Raw genomic sequence first — 24,749 nt, 5'->3', positions numbered from 1 at the left:
GTGAGGGGCGCGGGGGCCACGATCGGGAAGGACACGGCGCGATGAGATCCGCACGCACCTCAGCCGTGCTCCTCGTCGGCACGCTGGCCGTCGGGGGCGCGGTCGCCCCGGCGTCGCCCGCCGGCGCGGCCGTGCTGCCCGAGCTGACCGCCATGGTGCTGCACCTGCCAAGGGTCGACTTCAACTACCAGCTCGTCGCCGGGGACAGCTTCCGCGTCACGTTCACGATCGACCGGCCGGCGGCGGCCGGCGGCACGCTGATCGAGATGCGCAAGTTCCGCGACTCCGGGCCGATCCACACGCTGCCGCAGCGGGTCACCGTACCTTCTGGACAGACCACGGCCGAGCTCATCGTGGGGTCGGTTCCCGTCGACCCGGCCACCGAAACCGCCACCCACCAACAGGTCTCCGCGCACACCACCGACGGGAACCTCCCCGGCAACGTGACGTTGTTCGACAGCCTGTTCGTGGTCGCGCGGCCGGCCACCGACCCGCGGGGCAACGCGGTGACCCGGGAGGCGGAGACCGGGCGGCTGTCCGGCACCCAGGTGATCCGCGACGACAACCCGTACAACCTGGCCTCCGGCAAGGCGTTCGTGCGGTACACCGCCCCGCGCGGGTTCGCCGAGTTCACCTTCACCGCCGGCCGGACCGGCGAGCATTGGGTGATCCTGCGCTACGCCAACGACGGCTCCACCACCGGCCGGATGGAGGTCACCGTCAACGGCGCCCGCCGGGTGGTCACCCTCGGGGCCGGCGCCGGCCTCGGTTGGTACCGGCTCGACGGCTTCCGCGGCGTGCCACTGTCGGCCGGGGCCAACCTGATCCGGGTCGCGCCCGTCCCCGGCGCCACCCCGGTCGACCTGGATTGGGTGCAGATCGCCCAGGTGTGACCGCGCGGTCAGGACGGCCCGGTGTGGAGACCGCCGTGCAGGTGGCCGACCTGGATCGCGGGTCCGCTGTGCGTGCCGGTCATGGTGTTCGTGACCGAGCCCGGCTGCGGGTCGGCCTGCGCCGCCGCAGCGGCGTCGAGCTGTTGCTGATACTCGCCGATGCCGTGGGTGAGCAGGTCGCCGCTCGGGTTGGGCACATAGAGGTACACGGTGCCGGCGAACTCCTTCACCCGGACGAACGTCGGCACCACCCGGGACGCGGGCAGCCGCGCGTACCCGCTGGCGAGCACGTCGTCGAACACCCGCTGGGACAACACGACGGCCAGGAACGTCTGCTCCGGGTCCGACCGGGTCAGCACCGCGCGCACCGGGGGCGAATCGAGCAACCGGTGCGTCGTGATCACCGTGCTGCCGACCACCGCGGACTTGCCGCCGGCATCGGGCTCGCGCACGGGGCCCACGTTCAGGCTCGCCCGAAGCTGCAACCGCACCCGGCGATCGTGCGCCCGCCATCGACGATCCCGCTCGGCCAGCACATCCTGCAGTGCGTCGAAGAACCGGTCGACTACCGACGGCAGATGGCGGACGTCGAAGCCGATCCCCATCCCGTCGCCCGTGTTGTGTGGAAACAACGCGTTCTCCCACACGTGGGTGAGCGCGGCCCTTTCGAAGGCAAGCGCCACGACATCCGGCACGGCCTCCGCCAGCAGTTCCTGGTCGGGATCGGAATTGCTGCCGAACGCCCTGGCGTCGACCACGAGCACCGCACGATACGGTGGCAACTCGACGGACTCGCTGTGATCGAACATGCCGCTCCTCAACTTCTCCCGCCCAATCTGGGGCAGAACGCCTAGCCGGCCGGACGCCGTCCGGATCGCCACCCAAGATAGCGTGGCCTGCTAATGTTCGACCATCCGGTCGATGGTGGTGTCCGTCCCACCGCTGATCCACGAGGAGGCCCCATAATGTCGGATTCTCCCGAACCGCGCCCGGAGAGCGTGGACGGGGACGCGACCTACCTCGGGAAGACCCTCCGCCATACACCCACGGATTTGCTGCTCGACGACCTGGTCAGCGGCGACACGATTCGGGCGGTGTGGCGCCGATCGTTGAGATCGGCCGTCGGCACATTTGTCTTGTTCCTCATCATCTGGATCTTCACGGGCGGGCTCTCCGGCGCGTTCACGTCGACACAGCGGGATGACAGCGACGCACTTCTCATCATCGGAGCCGTCCTCGCCGTCATCGCGTTCGGCTTGTCCTGGCTGCTGTTTCTCACCAGCGAGAAGCAGGAGGCGATCAGTGAATGGTGCACGTTGCTCGTGGGCCGAGCGGAGGCGGCCGATTCGGTCTACAGTCACATCGCCGGCAGGTTGCGCGAACGTCGGCTTCCTATACACAACTATCTCGTCAAACGAACTCCGACCGGGTTCGGTGCGACCGGAAATCGATTGGTTCTGGTCGACGGCTACCACTACGTCTACGTCTCGGTGTTCAGCTACGGGACCAGCTTGTACCTGGGCTGGTCCATGTGGCGGGTGCGGAAGGGATCCGTTCTCCTGCACCAGTACAGCTCCTCCCGGGGCACCAGTCTCGATCCCATCGGGAGAATCCTGAACCTGGAACGGCTCAAGGCCATGCGTGAGGCGGTGCACGCGGTATGTCGCGAAGCACTGCACACCGCCGTCCAGAGCGTCAGCGTCTCCGAAAGCTATGGTTTTCCCTCCGGCATGCCGCCGATCGAGGGCCTGCCCTACGCCAGCGCCCCCCAGCCCGGCGGCGCACCGGGGCCGGCGCAACCACCTGCCCAGCCATGACACCGACCGGGGTGATCGCCACCCACGGCACCGACCGCTGGTGGGCCTGGGCGGCGAGCCGGGTCGTTCCGGTGGCGGCGAACCCGCGCGACGGCCGCGACGGGCCGAAGCGCCGTGCCGCGCCGACCGGGCCGGCCACCACCGTCCACAATGTACACTCCGGATCGGCCCACACCGTCGTCCAGGCCGGCGTGGTGCACGGCGACGTGCACGTCCACGACGGCGGGCGGACCACCCCGGTGCCCGACGACTCGGGCTGGCTGCGCTCGTGCTGGGCGCCGCTGGCCGAGGTCGAAGCCGCCATCGAGATGCGCTACCTCACCCGGCCCGGCGACTCGGGTCTCGACGGGTTCCTGATCGTGCGCGCCCCGGGTCGGGATCGCGGCGAGGCGGAGCATCGCGTCGCCGCCCTGCGAGCCCGGCTCGGGGTGCTGCCCAGCCGGGTCACCGCGGCGCCGGTGACCGAGGAAGCCGAGACCCGCGGGATCCTCACGCCGTTCCGGCCGCACGGCGAGGGAGTCGTCGAGGTTCGCAAACGGCTGACGGTGCAGCGCACCAACCGGGACGACGCGCACCACCCGTGGCTGACCGCGGTGACCCCGTTCGGCACAGAGCACCGGCCGTGGGATCCTTTGTGGACGGAGCTGGCCACGCTTCCGTTCCACGCCATGCTGTCCGTCGGGCTTGCTCCCTATGCGGTCGGCCCTGGGCTGCGATCCCATCTCGCCGCCCGAGCCGCCGACCTCGCCCGGCTTGCCGGGCAGGGCCCGCCGCCGACCGGAGTGTGGAGCGTTCCGCGGCCGCCCGACGAGTTCGCCCGCACGGCGCACGAGCTCATCTCGGACGCCATCCGGCGGTACACGGACCGGGCGTTCGTCATCCGCGTGTCCCTGGCCGCGGAGCGCCCGATCCCGAGCTTCCTTGCCGAGCTGGTCGCCACCACGATCTCGGCTCCGACCGCGAACCACGGGTTCGCCGCGGCCGCGCCCGTTGTCGTGCGGCCAGGCCCGGTGGACCTGCCCACCGCGTGGAGCAACATCACCGCCCTGAACTTCGCGCCGTGGTCCGCCGATACCCGAGGCGGCCCCGCGGAGGCCATCGGTGATCTTGAGCGGGTCCTGGGCACGATCGTCGATGTCGATGAGGCCGCCGCGGCGTTCCGGCTCCCCTACCGGACATGAACACCAGACACGCCCGGGTTGCTAGTGCCGGAAGGTGCGGCGGTAGGTGGCGGGGCTGACGCCGCGGCGGTCGGTGAAGTGGTGGCGGAGGGTGTCGCCGCTGCCGAAGCCTGCCCGGTCGGCGATCTGGTCGACGGGCAGGTCGGTGCTTTCCAGTAGCTCCTCGGCGCGGCGCAGGCGTTGGTCGAGCAGCCAGCGGTGCGGGGTGGTGCCGGTGGCGGCGTGGAAGCGGCGGGCGAAGGTCCGCGGGGACATCGCGGCGCGGGTCGCCAGCCGGGGCACGGTCAGGGGTTCGGCGAGGTGTGCGGCCATCCAGTCGAGCAGCCCGGCGAGCGTGTGGTCCGACCCCGCGGTGGGCATCGGGAGGTCGATGAACTGCGCCTGGCCGCCGTCCCGGTGTGGGGGCACGACCATCCGGCGGGCCAGCTCGTTGGCGGTCCGGGCGCCGTGCAGCTCGCGCACCAGGTGCAGGCAGGCGTCGATGCCGGCGGCCGCGCCCGCGCTGGTCAGCGTCGGGCCGTCGGTGACGTACAGGACGTCGCGGTCCACGCGGACGCCGGGGTAGCGCCGGGCGAGCAGGTCGGCGAACTGCCAGTGGGTGGCCGCGCGCCGGCCGTCGAGCAGGCCCGCGGCGGCCAGGGCGAACGCGCCCGAGCACACCGACAGGATCCGTGCGCCCCGCTCGGCGGCGGTGCGCAGCGCGTCGAGCACGGCCGGCTCGATGGGTTCGTCCAGCGTCGGCCAGGCCGGCACGGTCACCAGGTCCGCGGCCGCGACCCGGTCGAGGCCGTGCGTGACCCGCACCGGGAAGCCCGACGTCGTGGGCACCTCGCGGGGCCGCCGGCCGCAGATGGCGAAGTCGTAGACCGGCAGGCCGTCGTCGGACCGGTCCAGCCCGAACACCTGGCACACGATGCCCAGCTCGAACGCGGCCACCCGCCGGCCAACCAACGCCACGACGGAACGCACGTCATGAGTGTGGCAGAAACTTCCGACATGTTGGCATTGCTGCCAGTGTCACACCGGCCGCCGGCCGCGCAGGCTGGTGATCATGCGCGACTTTCCTCTCCCCCGCGGCGACGCGAAGCTCGTCGCTCCCGCGCCCGGCCGCGGGCCGCAGCAGTGGGCCGGCGCCCCGAGCGCCACCCTCGACTCCGACGGCACCGTCGTGCTGACCTACCGGATCCGCGGCGACCACGACGTCAACGTCATCGCACGCTCGGAGGACGGCGTGGCGGCGACGATCATCGGCACCGTCGAGCCGGCCCGGCTCGGCGCGTCGATGGTCGAGCGGGCCGCGATCGTCCGGGTTCGTGCCGGGCTGTGGCGGATGTACGTCAGCTGCGCGACACCCGGCACCAAGCACTGGTGGGTCGGTGTGCTCGAGGCCGCCGAGCCGGAAGGCCTTGCCACGGCGCCGGTCCGGCCGGTGTTCACCGGCGACGGTACGTTCGGCGTCAAGGACCCGGTGATCCAGCACGGCGCCGGCGGCTGGCGCGCCTGGCTGTGCCGCCACCCGCTGGACGTGCCCGGCGCCGAGGACCGGATGACCACCGCCTACGCCACCAGCGCCGACGGGCTCACCTGGACCTGGCACGGCACGGTGCTCACCGGGCGGGCCGGCCACTGGGACGCCCGCGGCGCGCGGCTGACCAGCGTGCTGCCGGACGGCCGCGCCAGCTACGACGGCCGGGCGACCGCCGAGGAGAACTGGTTCGAGCGGACCGGCCTCGCCGTGCCGTCCGGGGACGGGCTCGTCGCCGACCCGGACTCCCCCGTGATCGACGTCCGCTACCTCGACGTGCTCGCCCTGCCGGACGGCCGCACCCGCATCTACTACGAGGCGCGGCTGCCCGACGAGAGCCATGAGCTGCGCACCGAGCTGCTAACCGCGGGATCGGTGGCGCGCGGCCAGCCGGGCGGCAAGCCATAGGGGAAGGGCGGCCGCGACGGCGGTGAGCGCGAGCAGGGCCACCGACAGCGTGCTGGCGTAGCCGAGCTCGCCGTACTCGAACGCGCGGCGGTAGATCAGCAGCGGGGCGGTGAGGGTGGCGCCGGCCGGGCCGCCGCCGGTGATCAGCAGGACCGGCACGAAGGCGTTCTGCACCACGACGACGGTGTCGCGGACCGCGAGGACGAGCAGGACGGGGGCCATGAGCGGGAGCGTCACGCGGGTCATCGCGAACCAGGGGGAGCCGCCCTCGATCGTGATCGCCTCGTGCAGGCGGGCCGGGATCGCGGTGCGGGCGGCGAGCGCGACGATGAACGCCTCGCCTACCTGGAACGCCATGACGAGCGCAAGGCCGAGGCGCGCTCCCCACGGCGTGGTGAGGAAACCGGGGTCCGGAATGCCGAGCATGCCAAGCACTGCCGGCAGCGGCCCGTAGAGCGGGTTGAGGATCCACAGCCACAGCAACGCCCAGGCCGCGTCCGGGATGGTGGACGGCAGGTAGGCGGAGGCCCGGCCGACGGCAACGGAAACGCCGCGGCGCCGGGCGAGGAGGAGCGCGGCGCCGACCGCGAGGAGGAGCCGCAGCGGCACCACGACGGCGGCGACGAGCGCGCTGATCCCGACGGCGGCCCAGAACGGTCGATCGCCAGCCAGCCGGACCAGGTTGCGGGCGCCGGTGAAATCCGGGGCCCTGAAGCCGAAGTAGTCGGTGAAGGCGAGGCCGACGGCCAGCGCGAACGGGGCGAGGACGAGCAGCGCCGACCCCAGCAGGTACGGCAAGGCGAGCGGCAAGCGCTTCATCGCCGCTCGCCCGTAACGGCGTCGAAGTGGTGCTCGTCCTCGGGTCGCCAGGCCACGATCACCCACTCCCCCACGTGTGGGGCGTCGGCCCACGGCAGCCGGGCCAGCAGGTCGCCATCGGCCCGGACGCGGACGAGGCACTCCTCCCCGGCCGGCTCGACCGCCACGACCGACCCGGCCCGGCCACCGCCACCACCGTCGGTCCCGCACACCCGCACCCGCTCGGGCCGCACACCGACGACGACCCCGCCCGCGGCCGGCAGGAGGTTCATCGGCAGCGGGCCGAAGATCCGCGCCACCTCGGCCGTCGCCGGCCGCGCGTAGAGCTCGGCGGGGCTGGCGCACTGCAGCACCCGGCCGGCGGCCAGCACGGCGACCCGGTCCCCCAGCGCCATCGCCTCGGTCTGGTCGTGCGTGACGTGCACCGTCGGCACGCCCAAAGACCGTTGCACGGAACGGATTTCGGCACGCATCCGCAGCCGCAGGCCGGCGTCGACCGAGGCGAGCGGCTCGTCGAGCAGGCAGACCCGGGGAGCGCGGATCATGGCGCGGGCGAGCGCCACCCGCTGCCGCTCCCCGCCGCTCAGCTCGGCCGGCATCCGGTCGAGCAGGTGCGCGATGTCGAGGGTGCGGGCCACCTCGCGGACGCGAGCCGCGACGGCGCGCCGCCGGGATCCCCTTGCCCGCTCCCCGATGCCGATGTTCGCGGCCACGCCGAGGTGGGGGAACAGCGCGGCCTCCTGGAACACCATGGCGACGTCCCGCCGGCCGGCCGGCACGTGGGTCACCTCGCGTTCGCCGATCATCACGCGGCCCGCGTCGAGCGTCTCCAACCCGGCGATCGCGCGCAGCAGCGTCGACTTGCCCGACCCGGACGGCCCGACGACGACGAGCAGCTCGCCGGACCTCGCCTCGAGGTCGACCCCGTCGAGGGCCACGACCCGCGCTCCGCCACGGGCCCGGAACTCCTTGTGCGCGGCCTCGATCCGCAGGGTCATCTACGCCGCAGCAGCGGGTCGGCCTGCTTGCGGATCTCCGCGAGAACCTCGTCGAGCGGAACGCCGTCGGCGAAGGCCCGCTCCAGCTGGGTGCCCATCACGTCCTCGACCTCCGGCCAGGACGGCACCACCGGCACGTGCCTGATGTGCGGGATGGCGTCGAGGAACACCTGCGACGACGCCGGCGCGCGGTCCGGGCTGAGGAACGCCGGCGACGTGGCCACCGAACGCAGCGACGGCACGGTGCGCCCGCCGAGGGCGGTGAGCGTCTGGCCCTGCTGCCCCACGGCGAACGCGACGAACTTGGCCGCGGCCGCCTTGTCCTCGGCGGCGTTGGCGACACAGTAGGCGTCGGAGTGCAGGATCGACGCGGGCCTGCCCATGACGGGCAGCGCGGCGACGTCGAAGTCGAGGCCGCGCTGCTCCCGCAGGGCCGGCACCTCCACGCGCGAGTTCAGGAACATCGCCAGCTTGCCGGTCATGAACTGCTCGGGCAGGTCCTGCGCGGCGAGCTGCTCCTTCGTCGGCGTCGCCCCGGTGGCGATCAGGTCGACGACGGCCTGCAGCGCGGCGCGGGCCGCGGGCTCGTGCAGCGTCGTGCGGGTCGGGTTCTCCTCGTCGTCGACGATCGAGCCGCCGTTGCCCCAGATGAACGGCGCCATCCGGATGATCTGCGGGTCGATGCCGACCCCCTTGACCCCGTCCGTCGTCAGGGCCCGTGCCGTCGCCACGAAATCGGCCCAGGTCCAGCCCGGCTTCGGCGGGGCGACGCCGGCCTCGGCGAACATCCCGCGGTTCCAGTAGACGACCAGCGAGGAGATGTTCTGCGGCATGCACTGCAGCGCGCCGTTGTAGCTGAACGCGCGCAGCGGCTCGGAGTAGTAGTCGGCCGTTTTGACCCCCGCCTGCTCGAGCAGCGGCCCGATCGGCGCCACGGCGCCGCGCTGCACGAACGGGGTGTACTCCCGGTAGTTGATCAGGAAGACGTCCGGCGCGTCGCCGGAGGCGAACGCCGTGGACAGCCGGGTGAGGTGGTCGCCGCGGCCCACCGTGACGAGCTCGACCTCGCCGCCGCCGGCGTCCCGGTACGCCTTGACCAGGCTCTGGTAGACCGCCGCCTCCTCCGGACCGGCCCCGATCTGCACGGTGACCTTGGCCGGGGCGCCCCCCGCGGCGCCGGCGCCGACACCCGGGTCGTCCCCACCCGAGCAGGCGCTCATGGTGAGCAGGACCGCCATCGTGAGCAGGGTGAGTTTCATCAGCGCTCCACCGAGGAGAAGAAGGACCGTTGGGCGATGCCGAACGCGAGCAGGGCGGGTGCCGTCACGATCACCGCGGCGGCGAGGTAGATCGGGTACAGGGCGGCCTCCAGCTCGCTGAGGCTCCGCAGACCCAGCGCCACCGGCCAGTGGTCCGGCGACGACACCAGGATCAGCGGATCCATGAACGTCGACCAGTAGTACAGCCCGGACAGTGCGGCCACCGCTACCGCCGCGGGTCGGGCGAGCGGCAGCGCGACCCTGCGCCACACGGCGTACGGGCTCAGGCCCTCCAGCGTGGCGGCCTCGAGCAGGGACGCGGGGATGCGCGAGTAGGCCAGCGCGAACAGCAGCACGTAGAACGGTGTCGTGCCGGCGAGAGCGAGCAGGGCGACCGTGAGCCGCGTGTCCGCAAGGCCGAGGTCGCGCAGCAGCACCACCCGCGGCACCCAGAGCGCGGCGGCCGGCACGAGCAGCATGAGCACCGAGACGCCGAGCAGCCAGCGGCGCAGCCGGCCGCGGGCCGTGACGATCGCCAGGCCGGCCATCGAGGTGACCACGACGGTGACCGGGACCGCGACGGCGACCAGCAGCACGGAGTTCAGCAGCAGCCGGGCGAGCGGCAGGAACCGCGACACGGCCGGGTAGTTCGACCACTCGGCGGGGTCGGGCCACAGGTCGAGCCCGTCGGGCGGCGGCTGCAGCGGGCGCTGCACCGAGCCGAGCATCATGACCACGAGCGGCGCGAGGAACAGGGCGGACAGGGCGACCGCCCCGACGGCTCTCGCTGGCCGTCGGGGCGGTCTCGTCGTGTGTTGCCGGGCCAGGGTTTGCGCCCGATCAGCCGGCGTCGGCGAGCGAGGTCGTCCAGACGCTGCGCCCGTAGGTCGCGGCGTAGAGCGTCTGGCTGCCGGCCGGCAGGTCGATGTCGGTGACCGGCACGAGCGGCAGGTTCGCGCCGACCTTGATCCAGGTCCGCCCGAGGTTGGTCGTGCGGTACACGCCCACGTCGGTGGCGATGAACAGCCAGAACTTCTTGGACGGGTGGCGGATGACGTCGTTGATCGGCGCCTGCGGGATGCGCCGGCCGCCGATGTCTTCCCAGGTCCGGCCGCCGTCGGTGGTCATGACCAGGTGCGCGTAGGGGTCACCGGAGCGCCAGCCGGAGAAGCTGGCCCACGCGATGCTCGGGTTCTGCGGGTCGACGGTGATCCGGGTGACCCAGCGGCCCGGGAAGACCGGGCTCTCCAACCGCTGCCAGGTCACCTGGTCGGCGGCGGCCATCGCGTTGCGGCTGACCCACATCAGGCCGCTGTCGGTGCCGGCGTAGACGAGGTTGGGGTCGGCCGGCGTCGTGCCGATCGCGGTGACGGTGCCGAAGCCGGGGGCGCGGGGCTCGGTGCCCTCGGTGAGGTCCGGGCTGATCCGCTCCCACACCCGCTGGCCGGGATCGGTGTTGATCCGGTTGACGAACTCGCTGCCACCGAACAGGATCCGCGGGTCGGCGCCGAACTCGAGCGGGGCCACCCAGTTCTTGCGCGCGCCGGGGATCGTCATCGTGAAGCCGACGCCGTCGACGAAGCCGCGGCAGCCGCCGTTCTGCGAGCAGCCGTAGTACTTGCGGTCGTTCGTCGGGTCGATCCGGTTCATCATTCCGTCGCCGCCGACGAAGTTGAACCAGTCCCCGTTGACGGTGTTGTCGCTGGCCCACGACTTCAGCGAGCCGTTGTCCTGGGAGCCGGCGTTGACCCGCGAGCCGTCCTGGACCGAGACGTCCATCGCGTAGAACTGCGTCACCGGCAGCCGGGCCGTCTTGGTCCACAGGCCGCGCACGGCGCCGTTCTCGGTCGACCAGTAGAAGCCGCCGTCGTTGCCCAGGTACACCTTGCCCGGCGTGAACGGATCGAACTCCAGGCCGTGCTGGTCGGCGTGCACGGTTTGCGAGGTGGTCCAGGTCAGGCCGCCGTCGAGGCTCTCGGCGAGGCTGACGCCCGCGACGAAGACGTGCAGCGGGTCGACCGGGTCGACGTAGACGCGGCCGAACCACCACGCGAACCCGCCGCTGATGGTCTGCAGGGTGCCGCCGGAGGTCGGCCCGACCGGGGTCCAGGTCGCACCGGCGTCCGTGCTGGTGAAGAAGCCGTTGAAGTTGCCGCCGGCCGCGCTGGAGATGAGGTAGGCGCGGTTGGGGTCGCTGTCGCTGAAGTCGACGCCCATCCGGCCGACGTAGGTCGCGGTGACCGGCTGCCCCTCGATGTCCACGCTTTGCGGCAGCGGCGGGTTGTGGATGTTCGCCCACGTGCGGCCGCCGTCGGTCGAGCGGTAGAGGAAGGAGTTCTTGCCGTAGATGCGCGACTTCTCGTCCCGGATCTTGTCCCAGGTGGTGGCGAGCATGATGTCCGGGTTGGACTTGTTGATCGTCACGTCGATGGCGCCGGTGGAGGCGCTGGCCGGGACGATGACGCGCCGCCAGCTGGCCCCGCCGTTCTCGGTCAGGAACAGCCCGCGGGTCGGCATGGTGTCGTGCAGCGCGCCCATGACGGCGACGAACACCCGGTTGTCGTCGCGCGGGTCGATGACGATCTGGCCGATCGTGTCGCCGTCGGCCAGCCCCAGGTTGGTCCACGTCGCGCCGCGGTCGGTCGACTTGTAGACGCCCTTGCCGTAGTACGACGAGCCGCCGCCGTGGTCGGGCTCGCCGGAGCCGGCCCAGACGACACCCTTGGAGTCGACCGCGACCGCGCCCATCGACTGGGGGAACTGGCTCGGCCACACCGAGACGAAGGTCGCGCCGCCGTCGGTGGTCCGCCACAGTCCGCCGCTGCCGGCGGCGATGTAGACGACGTCCTTGGTCGTGGGATCGGCGGCGACGTCGCGGATGCGGCCGCCGATGTTGCTCGGGCCCAGCTCGGCCCACACCTGGTCGCTGAACGGCGAATCCATGGCCGCCACGCCCATCTGGGTCGACTGCGCGATCGCCTCGGCGACGGCGGCGTCCGGGATGGTGCCGTCGGGGTTGGCCCGCTGCAGGAACATCCACTCCTCGGCGCCGAGCGGGTCGGCCGTCCTGGCCGGCTGGTTCGAGCTGTCGGACCCGGTGACGGAGGCGGCACCGGCGGCCAGGAGGGCCGTGAGCGCCATCGCGGTCAGAATCGAGATATGGGATCTTGTGCGCAGGGCCATGGCAGCCTCCAGGGCCAGGGGTGGGGACGAGCCGCCACCGTAACACCCGGGAAGTCCGAATCGTCCCCCTGAGAAAGTCGGGATCTACGGTGCTCCTCAAGGTCGAACGTGTGCTGGTGCCGACCCTCGCGTTGGTGGTCGTTCTTGCGGGCTGCTCGGACGGGTCCGGGGGCGGCGCGAACTCCGCGTGCGCCACCCCGAGCCCCGCTCCCCCGGCCGAGACCGCCCTCATGCCGGCCGGGCTGTCCTTCGACAAGATCGGAACGGTCACGCACGTCGTCTCCACGGCGGGCCACATCACCGTGCAGGCGATCACCACCAAACCCCTCGACGAGGTCACGGTCCTGATCCAGGACGCGGTGACCGCCGCCGGCTACCGCCCGGCCGGCATGGACAACGAGGGCTTCGAGGCCGAGGTCTTCTTCACCTCCGGCTCGACCGCCGCCGGCCAGGCCCTCGTGCGCCGCGCCGACTGCGAGGGCCAGTGGACCATCGACCTCGTCCTCATCGACCCCGCAACCCTGCCCTCGTCGACGGCCCCCGGCCCTACCACGTCGCCGGTCCCGCGCTGAGCCCACTCACCACGGCACCGCGCCGCCGTCGTCGAGGAACCGACAACGGTTCGCCCTTGTCGAAGCGGCCAACGTGCTCCAAGATCCGCGGCCAGCAGCAGTACCTGCTCCTCGTCAAGGCCACAGGCTCGGACGGCAAGCGCCACTTCCGGTCCTGGACCACCGACCGGCTCGACGGGGCCTGGCCGCCCTTGCCAACACCGAGTCCAACCCGTTCGCCCGCGCCAGCAACGTCACCTTGCCAAGCAGGGTGCGGCCCGGCCCGATCAAGTCCAAAGTGGAGGCGGGCCGACCGGCCACCTCGAGCGGCTGGCTTCCCCACTCATCGGCTCAACAGCGCGGACATGACGCGGCTCAGCCGCTCGCCGTGATCCCCGGTCGGGTGGTCACCGCGCCAGGCGATCACGCCGTCGGGTCGGATCAGCACGGCACCCGCCGGGCCGAGCCCGAAGGTGGCGGCGAACCGGCCGGTCGGGTCGACCACCGGACCGGTGCCCGCGACACGGTGCGCGGTCAACGGCACCCCCAGGGCCGCGGCCACCTCGCCCGCGGCCTGGCACCACGCCTCGCCGTCCGGCGCGGCGAGCAGGGTGAAGCCCGGGCCGACCAGGTCCAAAGTGGAGGCGTGCCGGCCGGCCAGCTCGATCGGCAGGTGGGGTGCGCGGGCGCCGATTCGGCCGGTGGGGTGGTTCGGATCGTCAAGCGAAGGCGCGGGTTCCGGGTCGTCGGCGGTGACAGCGGCGGAGCGGTACAGGGCGCCCAGCTCGATCGACGGCTCGTCCAGTTGGGCGGGCAGGTCGTCGGTGGACAGGGAGGGGTCGACCCGCAGCACGTAGCGCACGTAGGCCTGCTCGGTGGTCAGCCGGCCGATCGGGGCGCGTTCGGCCTCGTAGCTGTCCAGCAGCCCGGGACCGGCGACGCCGTCCAGCGTCATCGCCAGCTTCCACGCCAGGTTGTGCGCGTCGGCAACCCCGGTGTTGCCGCCGAACCCGCCGGTGGGCGGCATGACGTGCGCGGCGTCGCCGGCGAGGAAGACGCGGCCGGCGCGGTACCGCGCGGCGTGGCCGGCCTCGGCCGCCCAGCGCTGCACGTTGTCGATCTCCACGGGTAGGTCGGGCACGCCGAGCGCGGTGCGGACCAGGTTGATGCACCTCGCCGTGCTCGTGTCCCGGCCCACCCGGCGGTCCGGCGTGCCGTCCGGTCCGGTCGTGGCGAACACGGCGAGGAAGCCCGAGTCGGCGGTGATCGAGAACCGGAAGAAGCCGAGCAGCTCGGGGTTGTTGACGTAGACCACGCTGAGGTTGCGCACGCCGAGCAGCTCCTTGACGTCGGCGTGGAAGTAGATGGTCACGCAGTCGGCGAACGCGCCGGGGCCGAGCAGGTCGATGCCCAGCCGCTGCCGCACGCCGCTGTGCGCCCCGTCGGCGGCCACCACGTACTGCGCGAGCACCGTCGCCTCCGCGCCGCCCTGGCGCGGCCGCAGGACGCAGGCGACGCCGTCGTCGCGTTGCTCGAAGTCGACCAGCTCGGTGCCGAAGCGGTGCTCGGCGCCCAGCTCCTCGGCCCGCCCGCGGAGCAACGGTTCCAGGCCGACCTGGGTGAGGAAGATCCGCGGGGTCGGGCTCAGGTGCTCCACCCCGGCGTTGAACGAGCTGAAGAAGTACTTCAACTCCTTGCCGGCCAGGCTCTCCACCGCGACGATCGCGCCGTTCTGCACGAACTCCTGCTCCGCGGCGGCCTCCACCGCCTCCTGCAGCCCGAGTTCGCGGAAGATCTCCATGGTGCGTTGGTGGAACGCCGCGGCACGGGGATGGATGGCCGTGCCGCGGTGCCGCTCGACGAGCACGTGCCGCACCCCGCGGGCGGCCAGCAACACCGACATCGACAGCCCGACCAGGCTGCCACCGACGATCAGGACCGGAACGCGCCGAGCATCCATCCCCACTCCCCCTTCGCCGCGGCGCCGGGCTCCGCTACGGAGGCTACGGGATGGTCGGCCGTTTCGGCCCGAGCGGCCGTGCTGGCTGGCTAGACTGCGAGGCGAGTTGGCGGTGGAGGTCGGATCGGGAGGACTGTGGACGGCGGCATTCTTGATCCGGACGGCGCGCGTGAGCGGTTGCTGGCGTGGAAGGGGCGCATCGACAAGCTGGCCGCCGACACGCAGGAGATGAGCGACCGGTTGCAGAGCGTCCGGGTGAGCGCGAGCGACCCGACCGGCTTGGCCGAGGTGACGGTCGACTCGACCGGTGGGCTGGTGGACCTGCGGCTGACCGACCGCATCCACCGGGTGGCGCCGGACGTCGTCGCCCGGACGATCATGGCCACGATCGGGGAGGCGCGGAGCAAGGTGGCCGATCGGTCCCAGGAGATCATCGCGGAGACGGTGGGGACCGAGTCGCCGGCGGCGCGGGAGATCGCGGAGCGGGTGGGGCGGCAGTTGCGGGGCGGGCCGGCGCCGCAGCGCGCCACCGGCCCCGGCGACGAGGAGGAAGACTTCGACACGCGCTCGCATCTCGGGCGGAGGTGAGCACGATGGACGGATTCGACGTCGAGGTCGAGCAGTTGCGGGCGCACGCGCGCAACGTGGACGCGGTGAAGGCGCGGTTCGGCGCGGTGAAGTCCGCGAGCGCGCACATCGCGCAGGATGATCAGGCGTACGGGCTGCTGTGCGGGTGGATCTCCGCCGTGCTGGAGGGCCGGCACGCCAAGCAGGACGAGCTGTTCGCGTACGGCGAGGAGAACCTCGAGCTCGTCGTGGCGGAACTGGGCTTGACCGCGGACGTCTATGAGGCCATGGACAGTGGCGCCGCCGACCTGCTCCGCAGGGCCGGTGCCGGCGTGACGGAGGGAAGATGACCGACGGCTCGCTCGTCGCCCCGGTGGAGTCGTCCCGCGAGGTGTGGACCGGGTCCGGTCTCGCGGACAGCATCGAGGGTCTGGTCGACGCGATCAGGAGCGAGGGCTGGGTCGACGACGCGCTGGCCGGGGCGGCGCTGGGGGTCGAGGTCGCGGCGACGGTGATGGACCCGTTCAGCGCGTTGCTGGCCAACGGGTTGGGCTGGGCCATGGAGTACTTCGAGCCGCTGCGCCAGGTTCTCGACGAGCTGACCGGCAAGCCGGACGTGGTCCGGTCCCATGCCGCGACGTGGAACAACATGGCCAGGGAGCTGCAGTCCATGGCCACCGACCTCGGCTCGCACGTCAACGAGGACGTGCCGGACTGGCACGGCGCGGCCGCGGACTCCTACCGCGTTCTGATGGCCAAGAACGCCGAGGCGATCGGCGGCCTCGGGGCGATCTCGGCGGCGATGGCGGTGGCCACCGAGGGCGCCGGCGGCCTGGTCGAGCTGACTCGCGAGATCGTCCGTGACCTGATCGCCGACCTGGTGGCCAGGGTGATCGTGTGGGCGGTCGAGGCGATCTTCGTGGTGACCATCCCGGTGATCGCCTCGCAGATCGCCGCGGCGGTCGTCAAGTGGGCCGGACGCATCCTGGTCTACACCACGGCCCTGATCAACAGCCTGCAGAACCTCAGCAAGCTCCTCAACGGGTAGGGCGGCGATGCCACCGAGACCACGAAGGCCGGGCGGCGGCGACGGCGGGGACACCACCACCGGGCGGCCCGGCGGCGGCGACTCCACCAGCGGGCGGCCGTCGCAGCAGCACGGCTCCATCGACGCGGGCAACGGGATCACGAGCGCGCAGACCGGCACCCAGACCCTGTTCGAGCAGGCCCGGCCGGGCAGCGCCGGCGCCGGCCAACCGACCGCCCCCAGCACCGCCGAGCTGCGTCAGGATCTCGATCCGACGCCCCGCCCGGGGGAAACCCCGGAGCAGGCCGCCGCCCGGGTCGAAGCCGCCGAGGCCGAGCTCGCGGTGCGCGAGGCCATCGACACCTACAACGGCCTTGGCGAGGAGCCGCCCCGGCTGAACATCGGCCAGAACGATGCCGCCCACGCGGGCGACGGTGCGCACACCGTCGAGCGCCACGGCCCCGACGTGCCGCTGAACCGGGGCGACGCCCCGCCCGGCGATCGGACGATCGAGGGCCGGATCTACGGCGACCCGCCGTGGAACCGCCCGGAGAACTGGTCGTACCGCTGGACCGACGAGTCGACCATGAACCGCACGGTCAACGACTACGTTCGGGCCAACTGGGACGACATCCGCAGCGAACTGGCGCTGAACGGCCAGTTCGAGGGAACCTTCGACGCCGGACATCGTGTCGGGGAAGGGTTCTACAACGACGGCATGCACGGATCCGGCCCGCGGAACGCGCACTACGCGCAGACCAGCTACGTCACGGTGCGCCTGCGCCTCGTCCCCGGCGACCCGCCGGGCGTCATGGTCGTCACCGCGTATCCGTCCGGACTACCCTGATCGCCATGGACGTCCCTGACAAGCTGCGCGCCTATGCGAACCGACCACGCCCACCGGCGATCGATCAGGTCCGCTCGTTCCTGCGCGGCTACGTTGCCGACTCGGACGGCCTGGACGAGGTGCGTGCGGAACTGGTCCGGATGATGCAGATCAACCCACGGACCGTGCGGCGGCAGGCCGAGGCCATCGAGGCCCTGCTGGCCGATCCCCCGCCCCCCGGCACCCTGGCGACGATGGTGGCCGTCGACGGCAACTGGGTCCTGGACGACGAAACCTCCGACACCGCCGCCGCCGCCTGGCTCCGCGACCTCGCCGCCCTCATCCGCGGCGTCCTCACCCCGGACAACGGCCACAGCCGCTGACCGTGGAGCGGTACGACGACGGTCGTCGCTGACGACCATCCGTCGATCAGTGTGCATGACACCGGAGCCTGGCCGCTCCTGACTGTCCACACGCGACTGTGACCGGCCCGCCCCCACGGTGAGTTCATGCGACCACCCGGCCACCACAGCGGGTATTTTGGTTGTGTGGCTTTCGTTTCCGCGTTGATGTACTACCCGATCAAGGGATGCGGTGGGATCAGCGTGGAGCAGATCGAGGTCACCATGATCGGGCCGCCCGACGACCGGCTGTTCGCGGTCGTGGGGACGGACGGGGCGACCGTCTGGCAGGGCGCGGCGCCCCGCCTGGCGACCGTTGCGGCCCGGCTCGCGCACGGTGGCGCCACGCTGGCTCTCAGCGCCCCCGGAGCCGACGATCTCACCGTGGACGTCGACCCGGACGGCCCCGTCCGCCGCGTCGACGTCGAGAAGTGGCCCGGCACCGGCATCGATCAGGGTGACGACGTCGCGACGTGGCTGTCCGACCTGCTGGCCAGACCCGTTCGTCTCGTGCGTGAACCCGCACGCGCCGCCCGCGCCCGGCGCCCCGACCCCACCGCCCTGCTGATCACCTCCGAGTCGTCGCTGGACCGCCTCAACACCCGGATCGAGCGCCGCGGCGCCACCCCCGTTCCGATGAGCAGGTTCCGTCCCAACCTCGTGATCACCGCCTGGCCCGACCCGCACACCGAAGACCGCGTTCACCGCATGACCGTCGGCGCCACCGTGCTCGGCTTCGGCGAGCTGGCCATCCGCTGTGCCGTGACCACCATCGACCAGACCACCGGCCACCGCCGGGGGCCCGAACCCCTGCGCACCCTCGCCGACTACCGCCGCGAACCCGATGGCGTCAGCTTCGGCCTCAAGGCCGGCGTCCTCACCCCGGGCCGCATCGCCCTCCACGACCCCGTCACCGTCACCGCCTGGCGTTAGCAACTCCCGTTCCGTTGGGCGGCCACCGAAGGGTGAGGACGGCGATGCCCGTGGGGCCGGACGCGGCGACCACGATGGAGCCGTCGGGGCCGGCTGAGAACGGGAATGGCGGGCTCACCAGCCATGCCGCGGGGAAGATCTCGTCGCGGAAGGTGAGCTCGTCGGCGGGGAACTTGCGGACGGGCACGTCACCCTCCCACCAGGTGGCCACCTCACCGGCGCGGACCAGGACGCGGTCGCCCGCGACCTGCAGGACCTGACCACGCCCCTCGGCGGGCAGCGGGAGGGGCGGCGCGCCGGCGCGCCACAGCCACGGCCGGCCGTCGTGCTCACCGGCCAGGAACGGCTGGCCCGCCGAGGTCAGCCCGGCACCGGTCAACGCCAGCGCGGTGCTTCGGGACGGGTCCCGGTACACCAGGGTGCGCAGCAGGGCGGTGACGATTCCGGTCTCACCGAAGGCAAGTAGCCGCTCGAAGGCTTCGCGGGTGCGGCCCGGATCGCGGTGGCCCCGGGTTCCGTCGGGGGCGACGCACACCATGCCGGTGGGATTGCCGGGTTCCCAACCGCACAGGTCCGCACCGGCGACGGCGGCGTTGAACGGGTCGGACCAGGGCGCCTGGGCGGTCACGGTTCCGTCGCCGGCGATGTGCCGGCACGTGTCCGAGCCGAGGAGCCAGACCGCGTCGCCGGCGGCGGGGATCAGGCGGACGCCGCCGAACCCGGTGCGCACGGCGACGGAACCGTCGGCGTCGACCCCGGTGAGCGACTCCTCGGTCAGCGCCCATACGCCGCCGGCGCGGGGCGCAACCGCCGACGGGGGCGCGGGCAGTGCCACCAACCCGCCGTCCGGTCCGAGCGCAACGGGCCGGGCCGTGCCGTCGGGGTCCACGATCCGGCCGGCGACACCGGCCGGGCCGGCGGTGGGCTCCAGCCAGGTGCGCGTGGGAGTCTGCCGCGACCCGGGGATCTCGATGGCCCCCGACCCGGGTGCCGGCCCGCTCGGGCCGACGGTGACGGGCAGGGGGTCGTCCCAGGACAGGAAGGTCACCTGCCGCAGCCGGATGTCACCCGGGATGCTCATGGCCTCATCCTGGCCCACGCGCTCACCACGGCGGATCCCGGAAGGTGATCGTGCCCGGCAGGTCGCGGATCCTGATCTCCTGCACGCGGTGGATGCCGCGCGGCTCGTTCCACAGGCTCGTCACCTTGCCATTGCCCATGTAGATGGCCACATGGCCCGGATGGGCGCCACCGGTCTGGTAGAACACCAACATACCCGTTCGGGGTATGCGTCCAGCGGCGCGATCGTACGTGGGTAGGCCGGGACCCCAGCCGAGCAGCGCGTAGGCCGCCGCCGTGGGATTCGGATCGGTCAGTGCCGCGAGGTAGAACTGCCGGATGTAGTCGGCGCTGACCGCGCCGACGAGATAGGCGGCGTACATGATGCTCTCCCAGCAGTTCATCGTGGTCGCCGGCGAGGCCGGAAGATTGCCCACTCCCATCGCGAAGTACCGGTAGAAGTCGTTGCCGGTCGGATTGGCCCACCTGAGCAGCCCGCGGAGCAGTGCGGAGGCGACGGCCGTGGCATGCCGGGGGATGAGGGTGGTGCCGATCAGTGTCATCAACCCGTGATGGTTCAGCACGGCCGTCCGTTGACCGACCGAAGCGGACCGCACCAGCCGCAGGATCCGGCCGAGCCTGGCCCGACCTGGTGGGCTGAGCAGCGTGTGCAGGCGTCCCACCAGGTCGCGCTGCACCACGGGATGATCGACCCGGTCTCCGGTGAGCAGCGACCGCAGGCCGTCGGCGAGACCGTCCCGCTGCACCGGCACGCTCCCCCGGGCACGGGACACCCACTCCGCCACCGCGGCATTTCCCGCGGACCGCTGAAGCCCGAGCAAACCCGTGTGCCGGCCGGCCACCGGCCGCCCTCGCGGCACATCCGAAGGCGTTTCCGCGCCCTTCTCGGTTGCCCGCATATATCCACCTGACCAGACGAGCACTCCGCGCGCACGCCCGCCCGAACCACCGGGCGGTCATAAAACCAATTCCCGAACGGGCAACGGCCGGCCGGGCTTGCCGAACCCGGCGCCGCCGCGGCCCAGCCGACCGCGTGGCCTATAGTGGTCGTCTGGCCGTGATCGTCGAACCAACTAAATGGAGCCGCCGATGGGGGTCGGACGCACCGCGCGTCTGCCGGGTTATGAGGACTATCGCCACTTTTCGGCGAAGTATCCCAACCAATGCAGCCGGTGCGGCAAGCGCCTCGCGGTCGGTTTCGACGTTCTCGGAAAACCGCTGGGCAATGGTCAATGGGACATCGTGTGCCTGGCCTGCGGCACCGGGTCGGCGAATTCCTTGGGGCCGGCGGTCGAGCGGGCGAACCACCGCGCCCGGGTTCCCGAACGCGCTGTGGCCGCGCGGTCGGAATGGTCCACGCTGGTCGAGTATCTGCTGTCCTGCGTGCTGCGGGAGTCGCTGGTCGCGCCGGTGCCCTTGAAGGACCGCGGCCGCTGGTCGGTGCTGCCGCTGCCGGCGGAGACCGTGCTGTGCGGCAACGATCTCACCCTGCCGCCGCTGCCCGAGCTGCTGCGGTTGTTTGCGGGGCTGGAACCACTGGAAGGCGTGTTCTACGGCTGGCCGACCGTGGTGGTGCTCGATGAGGAGCGCCGCGTGCCCTTCGTCGCCCCGCTGTTCGTCCGCCGGCTCGACGAGCCCCGCCCGGACGGGGAGACGGTGCCGGTCAACGAGGAGCCGCCCCGGGTCAACATGGGTCTGCTCGGCATGCCGTGGTTTCCGGCGGAGGCGTTGCGGGCGGCGGCGGCCACCATCGCCGGCGGGGTGGTCGGCTTCGGCCAGGCGGCCGCCGTGACCTCGGTGGCCAGCGGGCTGCTCACCGCGCTGGGGGTCCCGCTCGCCCCGCTCGATCCGACCGGCCTGCTCGACCTCGGCCGGCTGGGTGATCCGTGGCGGCCGCAGGAGGTCGGCGTGTTCAACCTGGCCATGGCGTTCAAGGGCACGCTGGATGCGGCGACGCGAAACCTGATCAGGGATCTCGAGTGGATGGTCCGAGCGACCGACTGGCGCAACAGCGCCGCCCGGTTCCTGTTCGAGGACGCCCCCGTTGCGCCGGCCGCGCTTCCGGGATCGTCCGCGGTGACCCTCAACGACGCTCAGGAGATCGCGCTGGCGACCGCGGCGACCGCGCCGCTGACGGTGATCACCGGACCGCCCGGGACCGGCAAGAGCCAGACCGTCACGGCGATCATGGCCGACGCCTGGCTGCGCGGCGAATCGGTGCTGCTGTCCTCCACCAACAACACCCCGATCGACGATGTGATCGACAACAAGGCCCGCACCGTGGACGAGGCCCTCGTGCTGCGCACCGGCAATGCCGACAAGCGGCAGCAGCTCGGCGCGCGGCTTCGCCAGCTGGTCGCCGCCGCCTCCGACCGTGCGGCCGACCCGGCCGGGCCCACCCTGCCGGAGACGACCCACGCCCGGCACCTGACCACGCATCTGCTGCAGCAGCACGCGGAGGTGGGACAGGCGGTGCTCGAGGCCGCCCGCGGGCGCGCACGGGCACGGTCCTGGCTCTGGGGCAGTGACCAACCACCGCGGCTCGCCGTGCCGCCGGCGGCACTCCGGCCCCGGGCGGTGCGGGCGGAGCGCACCTGGTGGGGATGGTTGCGCCGGCGGCGCACCCGGCGCCTGCTGGACCTCGCCGGGATCACCAACCCGGTGGCGACCGCCGGCGATGTCCGGGCCTGGGTGGACGCGGAGGCCGCGGTCGACAGGGCCGGCCGGAATCTGACCCTCTTTCAGCGTTCCACGCCGCCGGATCTGCTCGAGGAGCACCGCCGGACCGGCCGGCGATGGCGGGCCGCGTCCGTGGCCGCGGTGCGCAACCGGATCCGCGACGGCGTCACGTCGGCCGGCGCGGCCATGCTCGAGCTGGCCGACGTGCTCACCAGGGAGCTGTCGGGAAGGGAGGCGCTCGCCCGGGTCATGGCCCAGGTCAAGGGGTGGGCCACCAGCGCGCTGTCGACCCGGCCGAACTTCGACTGCCGGGCCGGTCTGATCGACCTCGTGGTGATCGACGAGGCCAGCCAGTGCAACCTCGCGCAGGTCCTGCCGCTGGCCTACCGGGCGCGCCGGCTGGTGATCGTCGGCGATCCGCACCAGCTGTCCCCGGTGGTCACCGCGCACGGCGAGGAACTGCGTGCCCTCGCCGCGGCGGCGGGCACCACGCACGAGGCGCTGGTCGCGGCCCACCACACCTACGGCGAGGACTCGGCGTTCACCGCGTTCGCCGCCCGGTTCCGGCCGGAGCCGTTGCTGCTGGACGAGCACTACCGGTGCCATCCGGAGATCATCCAGTTCTGCAACGCCCAGTTCTACGACAACCGGCTCGTCGTGCTCACCGCCGTGGACCGGGCGGACGATCCCGCGCGGGGGCTGGAATGGCGGGAGGTCGACGGCCGCACCGAGCGGGGACCGACCGGCAGCGCGGTCAACGCCGCCGAGGCCGCGGCCGTGGTCGACTGGCTGCTGGAGTCGAGCCTGCCGCCGGACCGGGTGGGGGTGGTCACCCCGTTTCGCGCCCAGGCGGCAAAGATCCGCCAGCTGGTCAGGCGGCACGGTGGGGCAATGCTGGACGGCGTGCGGATCGGCACGGCGCACACCTTCCAGGGCGGCGAGTGCGACACGATCCTGTTCTCCACGGTCATCGCGCCCGGCGCGCTGCCCGGAACGGTCTCCTGGTTGGAAAGTGAACGCAACCTGATCAACGTTGCGGTCAGCCGGGCCAGGAGGCACCTGGTGGTGTTCGGCAACCGGGCCGAGCTGGGGCGCGCCAAGGCGGCCACCCTGCTCGGCCTGGCCGCGGCGGCGACCGAGCGCGCCGCCCACCGGGACCCGACCGCCAGCGACGCGGTGAGGTCGCTGCACGCCGCGCTGGTCGCGGTCGGCCTGCCGGCCGGTCTCGGCGGGGTCGACGAGGGGTACCCGCTGGCGATCACGATGACCGCGCCCGGCGGTGAACGGATCGACATCGAGGTCGACGAGTTCCCCGGCGGCGATCCGCGCGGCCGGATCCAGCGTCAGTCGGCCATTCGCGACGACAACGTGCGGCGGCTCGGCTGGCGGGTGGTGCGGGTGCCGGGCTGGCAGGTCTACCTCGACCCGGCGGCCGCCGTCGACCGGGTGCGGCGGGCCCTCGCGCAAGAATGAGCGGCGTGGGTGTGTCCAGTGGACAGTTCTTGCGGATGGTGGACGAGCTTGCCGGGGTGGAGCGCGGGCAGGCGCGGGACTACACGTCGTTCAGCGTGGCGGGTAAGCGGTTCGGGTACCACTGGCCGCGGACGCAGACGGTGGGTCTGAAGCAGACGTTGTCCGAGCAGCTGGCGTTGGTGTCCGAGCGGCCGGACGTGTTCGAGGTGCAGTTCACCGCGGGCGGCTTCGGCTGGGTCGTGGTGTACCTGGAGAAGATCGACGCCGACGAGCTCGGCGAGCTGGTCTACGAGGCGTGGCGGCTGTCCGCCCCGCAGCACCTCATCGACGAGCACCCGCTCGGCTGACCCGGGCAGGGCCGGGGAGCGTCGCCAAGGTCGCCACGCGAGAACCAACGGCCGCGCTGCGCGCGGCGCGCCGCCGGTTCCGGCTCCGCGACCCGCAGCGCACCAGCCCCCGGCACGGATCGCCACGTTCGGCCAGGGCGCCATCCGATCCCGAACGTCCGCAGACCTGGTGATCCCACCCCTGGCCGACCCGGGGGCTACCGGAACCCGCGACGGCGGCCCGAAAGCCGCCCCGGTGGCGGCGTCCGATTTTGCGCCGGCGTGATAAAAGCGCGAGCCGGAATTGTCAGTGGGACTCAATAAATCGGAGGTTCGGCGGCCGACTCTTGCCTTGCGATTGTGCGAAAGTTAGCCTACCCGCCAGTAACAACGACGGCGGCGGCCTGAGGTTACGGGGCAATTTTCGACTTCGTCGCGGGAGGGGTGCGGATGGGGGTCGAGGTCGTCGTCGAGGGCCTGACCAAATCGTTCGGCCGGCAGACCATCTGGCGGGACGTCACGCTGACGCTGCCGCCGGGTGAGGTCAGCGTGATGCTCGGCCCGTCCGGCACCGGGAAATCGGTATTCCTGAAATGTCTGATCGGGTTGCTCAAGCCGGATACCGGACGAATTCTCGTGAACGGTGTCGACCTATGTTCCTGCTCGGAGCATCAGCTTTACCAGACGCGCAAGCTGTTCGGGGTGCTGTTTCAGGATGGTGCGTTGTTCGGGTCGATGAACCTGTATGACAACGTGGCGTTTCCGTTGCGGGAGCACACCAAGAAGTCCGAGGCGGAGATCCGGCGGATCGTGCTGGAGAAGCTGGAGATGACCGGGCTGCAG

Annotated in this window: 25 protein-coding genes; 15 read left to right on the top strand and 10 right to left on the bottom strand. The window is 72.1% G+C overall.

The window, feature by feature from the left end; all coding sequences use genetic code 11:
• Positions 1–41 precede the first annotated feature (41 nt).
• A complete protein-coding gene (locus VGX25_RS25285) occupies positions 42–893 on the top strand; it encodes a hypothetical protein (protein ID WP_326920392.1) in 852 nt (283 codons plus the stop codon).
• An 8-nt stretch (positions 894–901) separates the two neighbouring features.
• On the opposite strand, the gene VGX25_RS25280 is transcribed toward VGX25_RS25285, so the two are convergent.
• Entirely contained in the window at positions 902–1,702 is an 801-nt protein-coding gene (locus VGX25_RS25280) for a hypothetical protein (RefSeq protein WP_326920391.1), read from the bottom strand.
• Between the two features lie 243 nt (positions 1,703–1,945).
• Here VGX25_RS25280 and VGX25_RS25275 point away from each other — a divergent pair, with 243 nt between their 5' ends.
• Positions 1,946–2,710: a hypothetical protein gene (locus tag VGX25_RS25275; RefSeq protein WP_326920390.1), complete on the top strand. Its 765-nt coding sequence runs from the start codon at positions 1,946–1,948 to the stop codon at positions 2,708–2,710.
• Positions 2,707–3,891, top strand: coding sequence for a hypothetical protein (locus tag VGX25_RS25270; RefSeq protein ID WP_326920389.1), 1,185 nt, complete (start codon positions 2,707–2,709; stop codon positions 3,889–3,891). Before VGX25_RS25275 ends, VGX25_RS25270 begins: the two co-directional genes overlap by 4 nt.
• 21 nt (positions 3,892–3,912) lie before the next feature.
• Here VGX25_RS25270 and VGX25_RS25265 read toward each other — a convergent pair whose 3' ends face one another.
• Positions 3,913–4,860: a helix-turn-helix domain-containing protein gene (locus VGX25_RS25265; RefSeq protein WP_326920388.1), complete on the bottom strand. Its 948-nt coding sequence runs from the start codon at positions 4,858–4,860 to the stop codon at positions 3,913–3,915.
• Positions 4,861–4,942: 82 nt separating this feature from the next.
• Between VGX25_RS25265 and VGX25_RS25260 the strand changes: the two genes are divergently transcribed.
• The gene (locus VGX25_RS25260; protein ID WP_326920387.1) at positions 4,943–5,824 is read left to right on the top strand and encodes a hypothetical protein; all 882 of its coding nucleotides are present in this window, start codon (positions 4,943–4,945) and stop codon (positions 5,822–5,824) included.
• On the opposite strand, the gene VGX25_RS25255 is transcribed toward VGX25_RS25260, so the two are convergent.
• The 5 genes from VGX25_RS25255 to VGX25_RS25235 all read right to left on the bottom strand — a co-directional run bounded on the left by VGX25_RS25255 (position 5,777) and on the right by VGX25_RS25235 (position 12,041).
• Positions 5,777–6,643: a sugar ABC transporter permease gene (locus tag VGX25_RS25255; RefSeq protein WP_326920386.1), complete on the bottom strand. Its 867-nt coding sequence runs from the start codon at positions 6,641–6,643 to the stop codon at positions 5,777–5,779. The genes VGX25_RS25260 and VGX25_RS25255 overlap by 48 nt on opposite strands.
• On the bottom strand, positions 6,640–7,641 hold the full coding sequence (locus tag VGX25_RS25250) for an ABC transporter ATP-binding protein (RefSeq protein ID WP_326920385.1): 1,002 nt from the start codon (positions 7,639–7,641) through the stop codon (positions 6,640–6,642). Before VGX25_RS25250 ends, VGX25_RS25255 begins: the two co-directional genes overlap by 4 nt.
• Positions 7,638–8,900 carry a sugar ABC transporter substrate-binding protein gene (locus tag VGX25_RS25245; RefSeq protein WP_326920384.1) on the bottom strand — a complete coding sequence of 421 codons (1,263 nt, stop codon included), beginning with the start codon at positions 8,898–8,900 and terminating at the stop codon, positions 7,638–7,640. The genes VGX25_RS25250 and VGX25_RS25245 overlap by 4 nt, the downstream gene beginning before the upstream one ends.
• The gene (locus tag VGX25_RS25240) at positions 8,900–9,631 is read right to left on the bottom strand and encodes a carbohydrate ABC transporter permease (protein ID WP_326920383.1); all 732 of its coding nucleotides are present in this window, start codon (positions 9,629–9,631) and stop codon (positions 8,900–8,902) included. The genes VGX25_RS25245 and VGX25_RS25240 overlap by 1 nt, the downstream gene beginning before the upstream one ends.
• Positions 9,632–9,740: 109 nt before the next feature.
• Positions 9,741–12,041, bottom strand: a complete 2,301-nt coding sequence (locus tag VGX25_RS25235) for a WD40/YVTN/BNR-like repeat-containing protein (RefSeq protein WP_326920382.1) — start codon at positions 12,039–12,041, stop codon at positions 9,741–9,743.
• Between the two features lie 131 nt (positions 12,042–12,172).
• Between VGX25_RS25235 and VGX25_RS25230 the strand changes: the two genes are divergently transcribed.
• Entirely contained in the window at positions 12,173–12,655 is a 483-nt protein-coding gene (locus VGX25_RS25230) for a hypothetical protein (RefSeq protein ID WP_326920381.1), read from the top strand.
• Entirely contained in the window at positions 12,568–13,026 is a 459-nt protein-coding gene (locus tag VGX25_RS35780; RefSeq protein WP_414635957.1) for a non-reducing end alpha-L-arabinofuranosidase family hydrolase, read from the top strand. Before VGX25_RS25230 ends, VGX25_RS35780 begins: the two co-directional genes overlap by 88 nt.
• On the opposite strand, the gene VGX25_RS25225 is transcribed toward VGX25_RS35780, so the two are convergent.
• Entirely contained in the window at positions 12,978–14,594 is a 1,617-nt protein-coding gene (locus tag VGX25_RS25225; RefSeq protein WP_326920380.1) for an FAD-dependent monooxygenase, read from the bottom strand. The two genes, VGX25_RS35780 and VGX25_RS25225, sit on opposite strands and share 49 nt — an antisense overlap.
• Positions 14,595–14,729: 135 nt before the next feature.
• Between VGX25_RS25225 and VGX25_RS25220 the strand changes: the two genes are divergently transcribed.
• The 6 genes from VGX25_RS25220 to VGX25_RS25195 all read left to right on the top strand — a co-directional run bounded on the left by VGX25_RS25220 (position 14,730) and on the right by VGX25_RS25195 (position 18,348).
• A complete protein-coding gene (locus VGX25_RS25220) occupies positions 14,730–15,182 on the top strand; it encodes a YbaB/EbfC family nucleoid-associated protein (protein WP_326920379.1) in 453 nt (150 codons plus the stop codon).
• 5 nt (positions 15,183–15,187) lie between these two features.
• Positions 15,188–15,511 carry a hypothetical protein gene (locus VGX25_RS25215; RefSeq protein WP_326920378.1) on the top strand — a complete coding sequence of 108 codons (324 nt, stop codon included), beginning with the start codon at positions 15,188–15,190 and terminating at the stop codon, positions 15,509–15,511.
• Positions 15,508–16,209: a hypothetical protein gene (locus VGX25_RS25210; protein ID WP_326920377.1), complete on the top strand. Its 702-nt coding sequence runs from the start codon at positions 15,508–15,510 to the stop codon at positions 16,207–16,209. Before VGX25_RS25215 ends, VGX25_RS25210 begins: the two co-directional genes overlap by 4 nt.
• A gap of 7 nt (positions 16,210–16,216) precedes the next feature.
• On the top strand, positions 16,217–17,035 hold the full coding sequence (locus tag VGX25_RS25205) for a hypothetical protein (RefSeq protein WP_326920376.1): 819 nt from the start codon (positions 16,217–16,219) through the stop codon (positions 17,033–17,035).
• A 5-nt stretch (positions 17,036–17,040) separates the two neighbouring features.
• Positions 17,041–17,397, top strand: coding sequence for a hypothetical protein (locus VGX25_RS25200; protein WP_326920375.1), 357 nt, complete (start codon positions 17,041–17,043; stop codon positions 17,395–17,397).
• A gap of 165 nt (positions 17,398–17,562) precedes the next feature.
• Positions 17,563–18,348, top strand: coding sequence for an MOSC domain-containing protein (locus VGX25_RS25195; protein WP_326920374.1), 786 nt, complete (start codon positions 17,563–17,565; stop codon positions 18,346–18,348).
• On the opposite strand, the gene VGX25_RS25190 is transcribed toward VGX25_RS25195, so the two are convergent.
• Entirely contained in the window at positions 18,332–19,429 is a 1,098-nt protein-coding gene (locus tag VGX25_RS25190) for a hypothetical protein (protein WP_326920373.1), read from the bottom strand. The two genes, VGX25_RS25195 and VGX25_RS25190, sit on opposite strands and share 17 nt — an antisense overlap.
• A 22-nt stretch (positions 19,430–19,451) precedes the next feature.
• Positions 19,452–20,174: a hypothetical protein gene (locus VGX25_RS25185; RefSeq protein ID WP_326920372.1), complete on the bottom strand. Its 723-nt coding sequence runs from the start codon at positions 20,172–20,174 to the stop codon at positions 19,452–19,454.
• A gap of 343 nt (positions 20,175–20,517) precedes the next feature.
• On the opposite strand from VGX25_RS25185, the gene VGX25_RS25180 reads away from it, so the two are divergent.
• The 3 genes from VGX25_RS25180 to VGX25_RS25170 all read left to right on the top strand — a co-directional run.
• Positions 20,518–23,580: an AAA domain-containing protein gene (locus tag VGX25_RS25180; protein ID WP_326920371.1), complete on the top strand. Its 3,063-nt coding sequence runs from the start codon at positions 20,518–20,520 to the stop codon at positions 23,578–23,580.
• Positions 23,581–23,585: 5 nt separating this feature from the next.
• A complete protein-coding gene (locus VGX25_RS25175; protein ID WP_326920370.1) occupies positions 23,586–23,927 on the top strand; it encodes an MmcQ/YjbR family DNA-binding protein in 342 nt (113 codons plus the stop codon).
• A gap of 429 nt (positions 23,928–24,356) precedes the next feature.
• Positions 24,357–24,749, top strand: a 393-nt coding sequence (locus tag VGX25_RS25170; RefSeq protein ID WP_326920369.1) for an ABC transporter ATP-binding protein, incomplete at its 3' end; no start/stop codon positions are given.

The organism is Actinophytocola sp. (assembly GCF_035942955.1).
Taxonomy (GTDB): Bacteria; Actinomycetota; Actinomycetes; order Mycobacteriales; family Pseudonocardiaceae; genus DASYTH01.
Note: the sequence above shows the minus strand (reverse complement) of the source record. Positions and strands in the feature narration are given on the sequence as shown.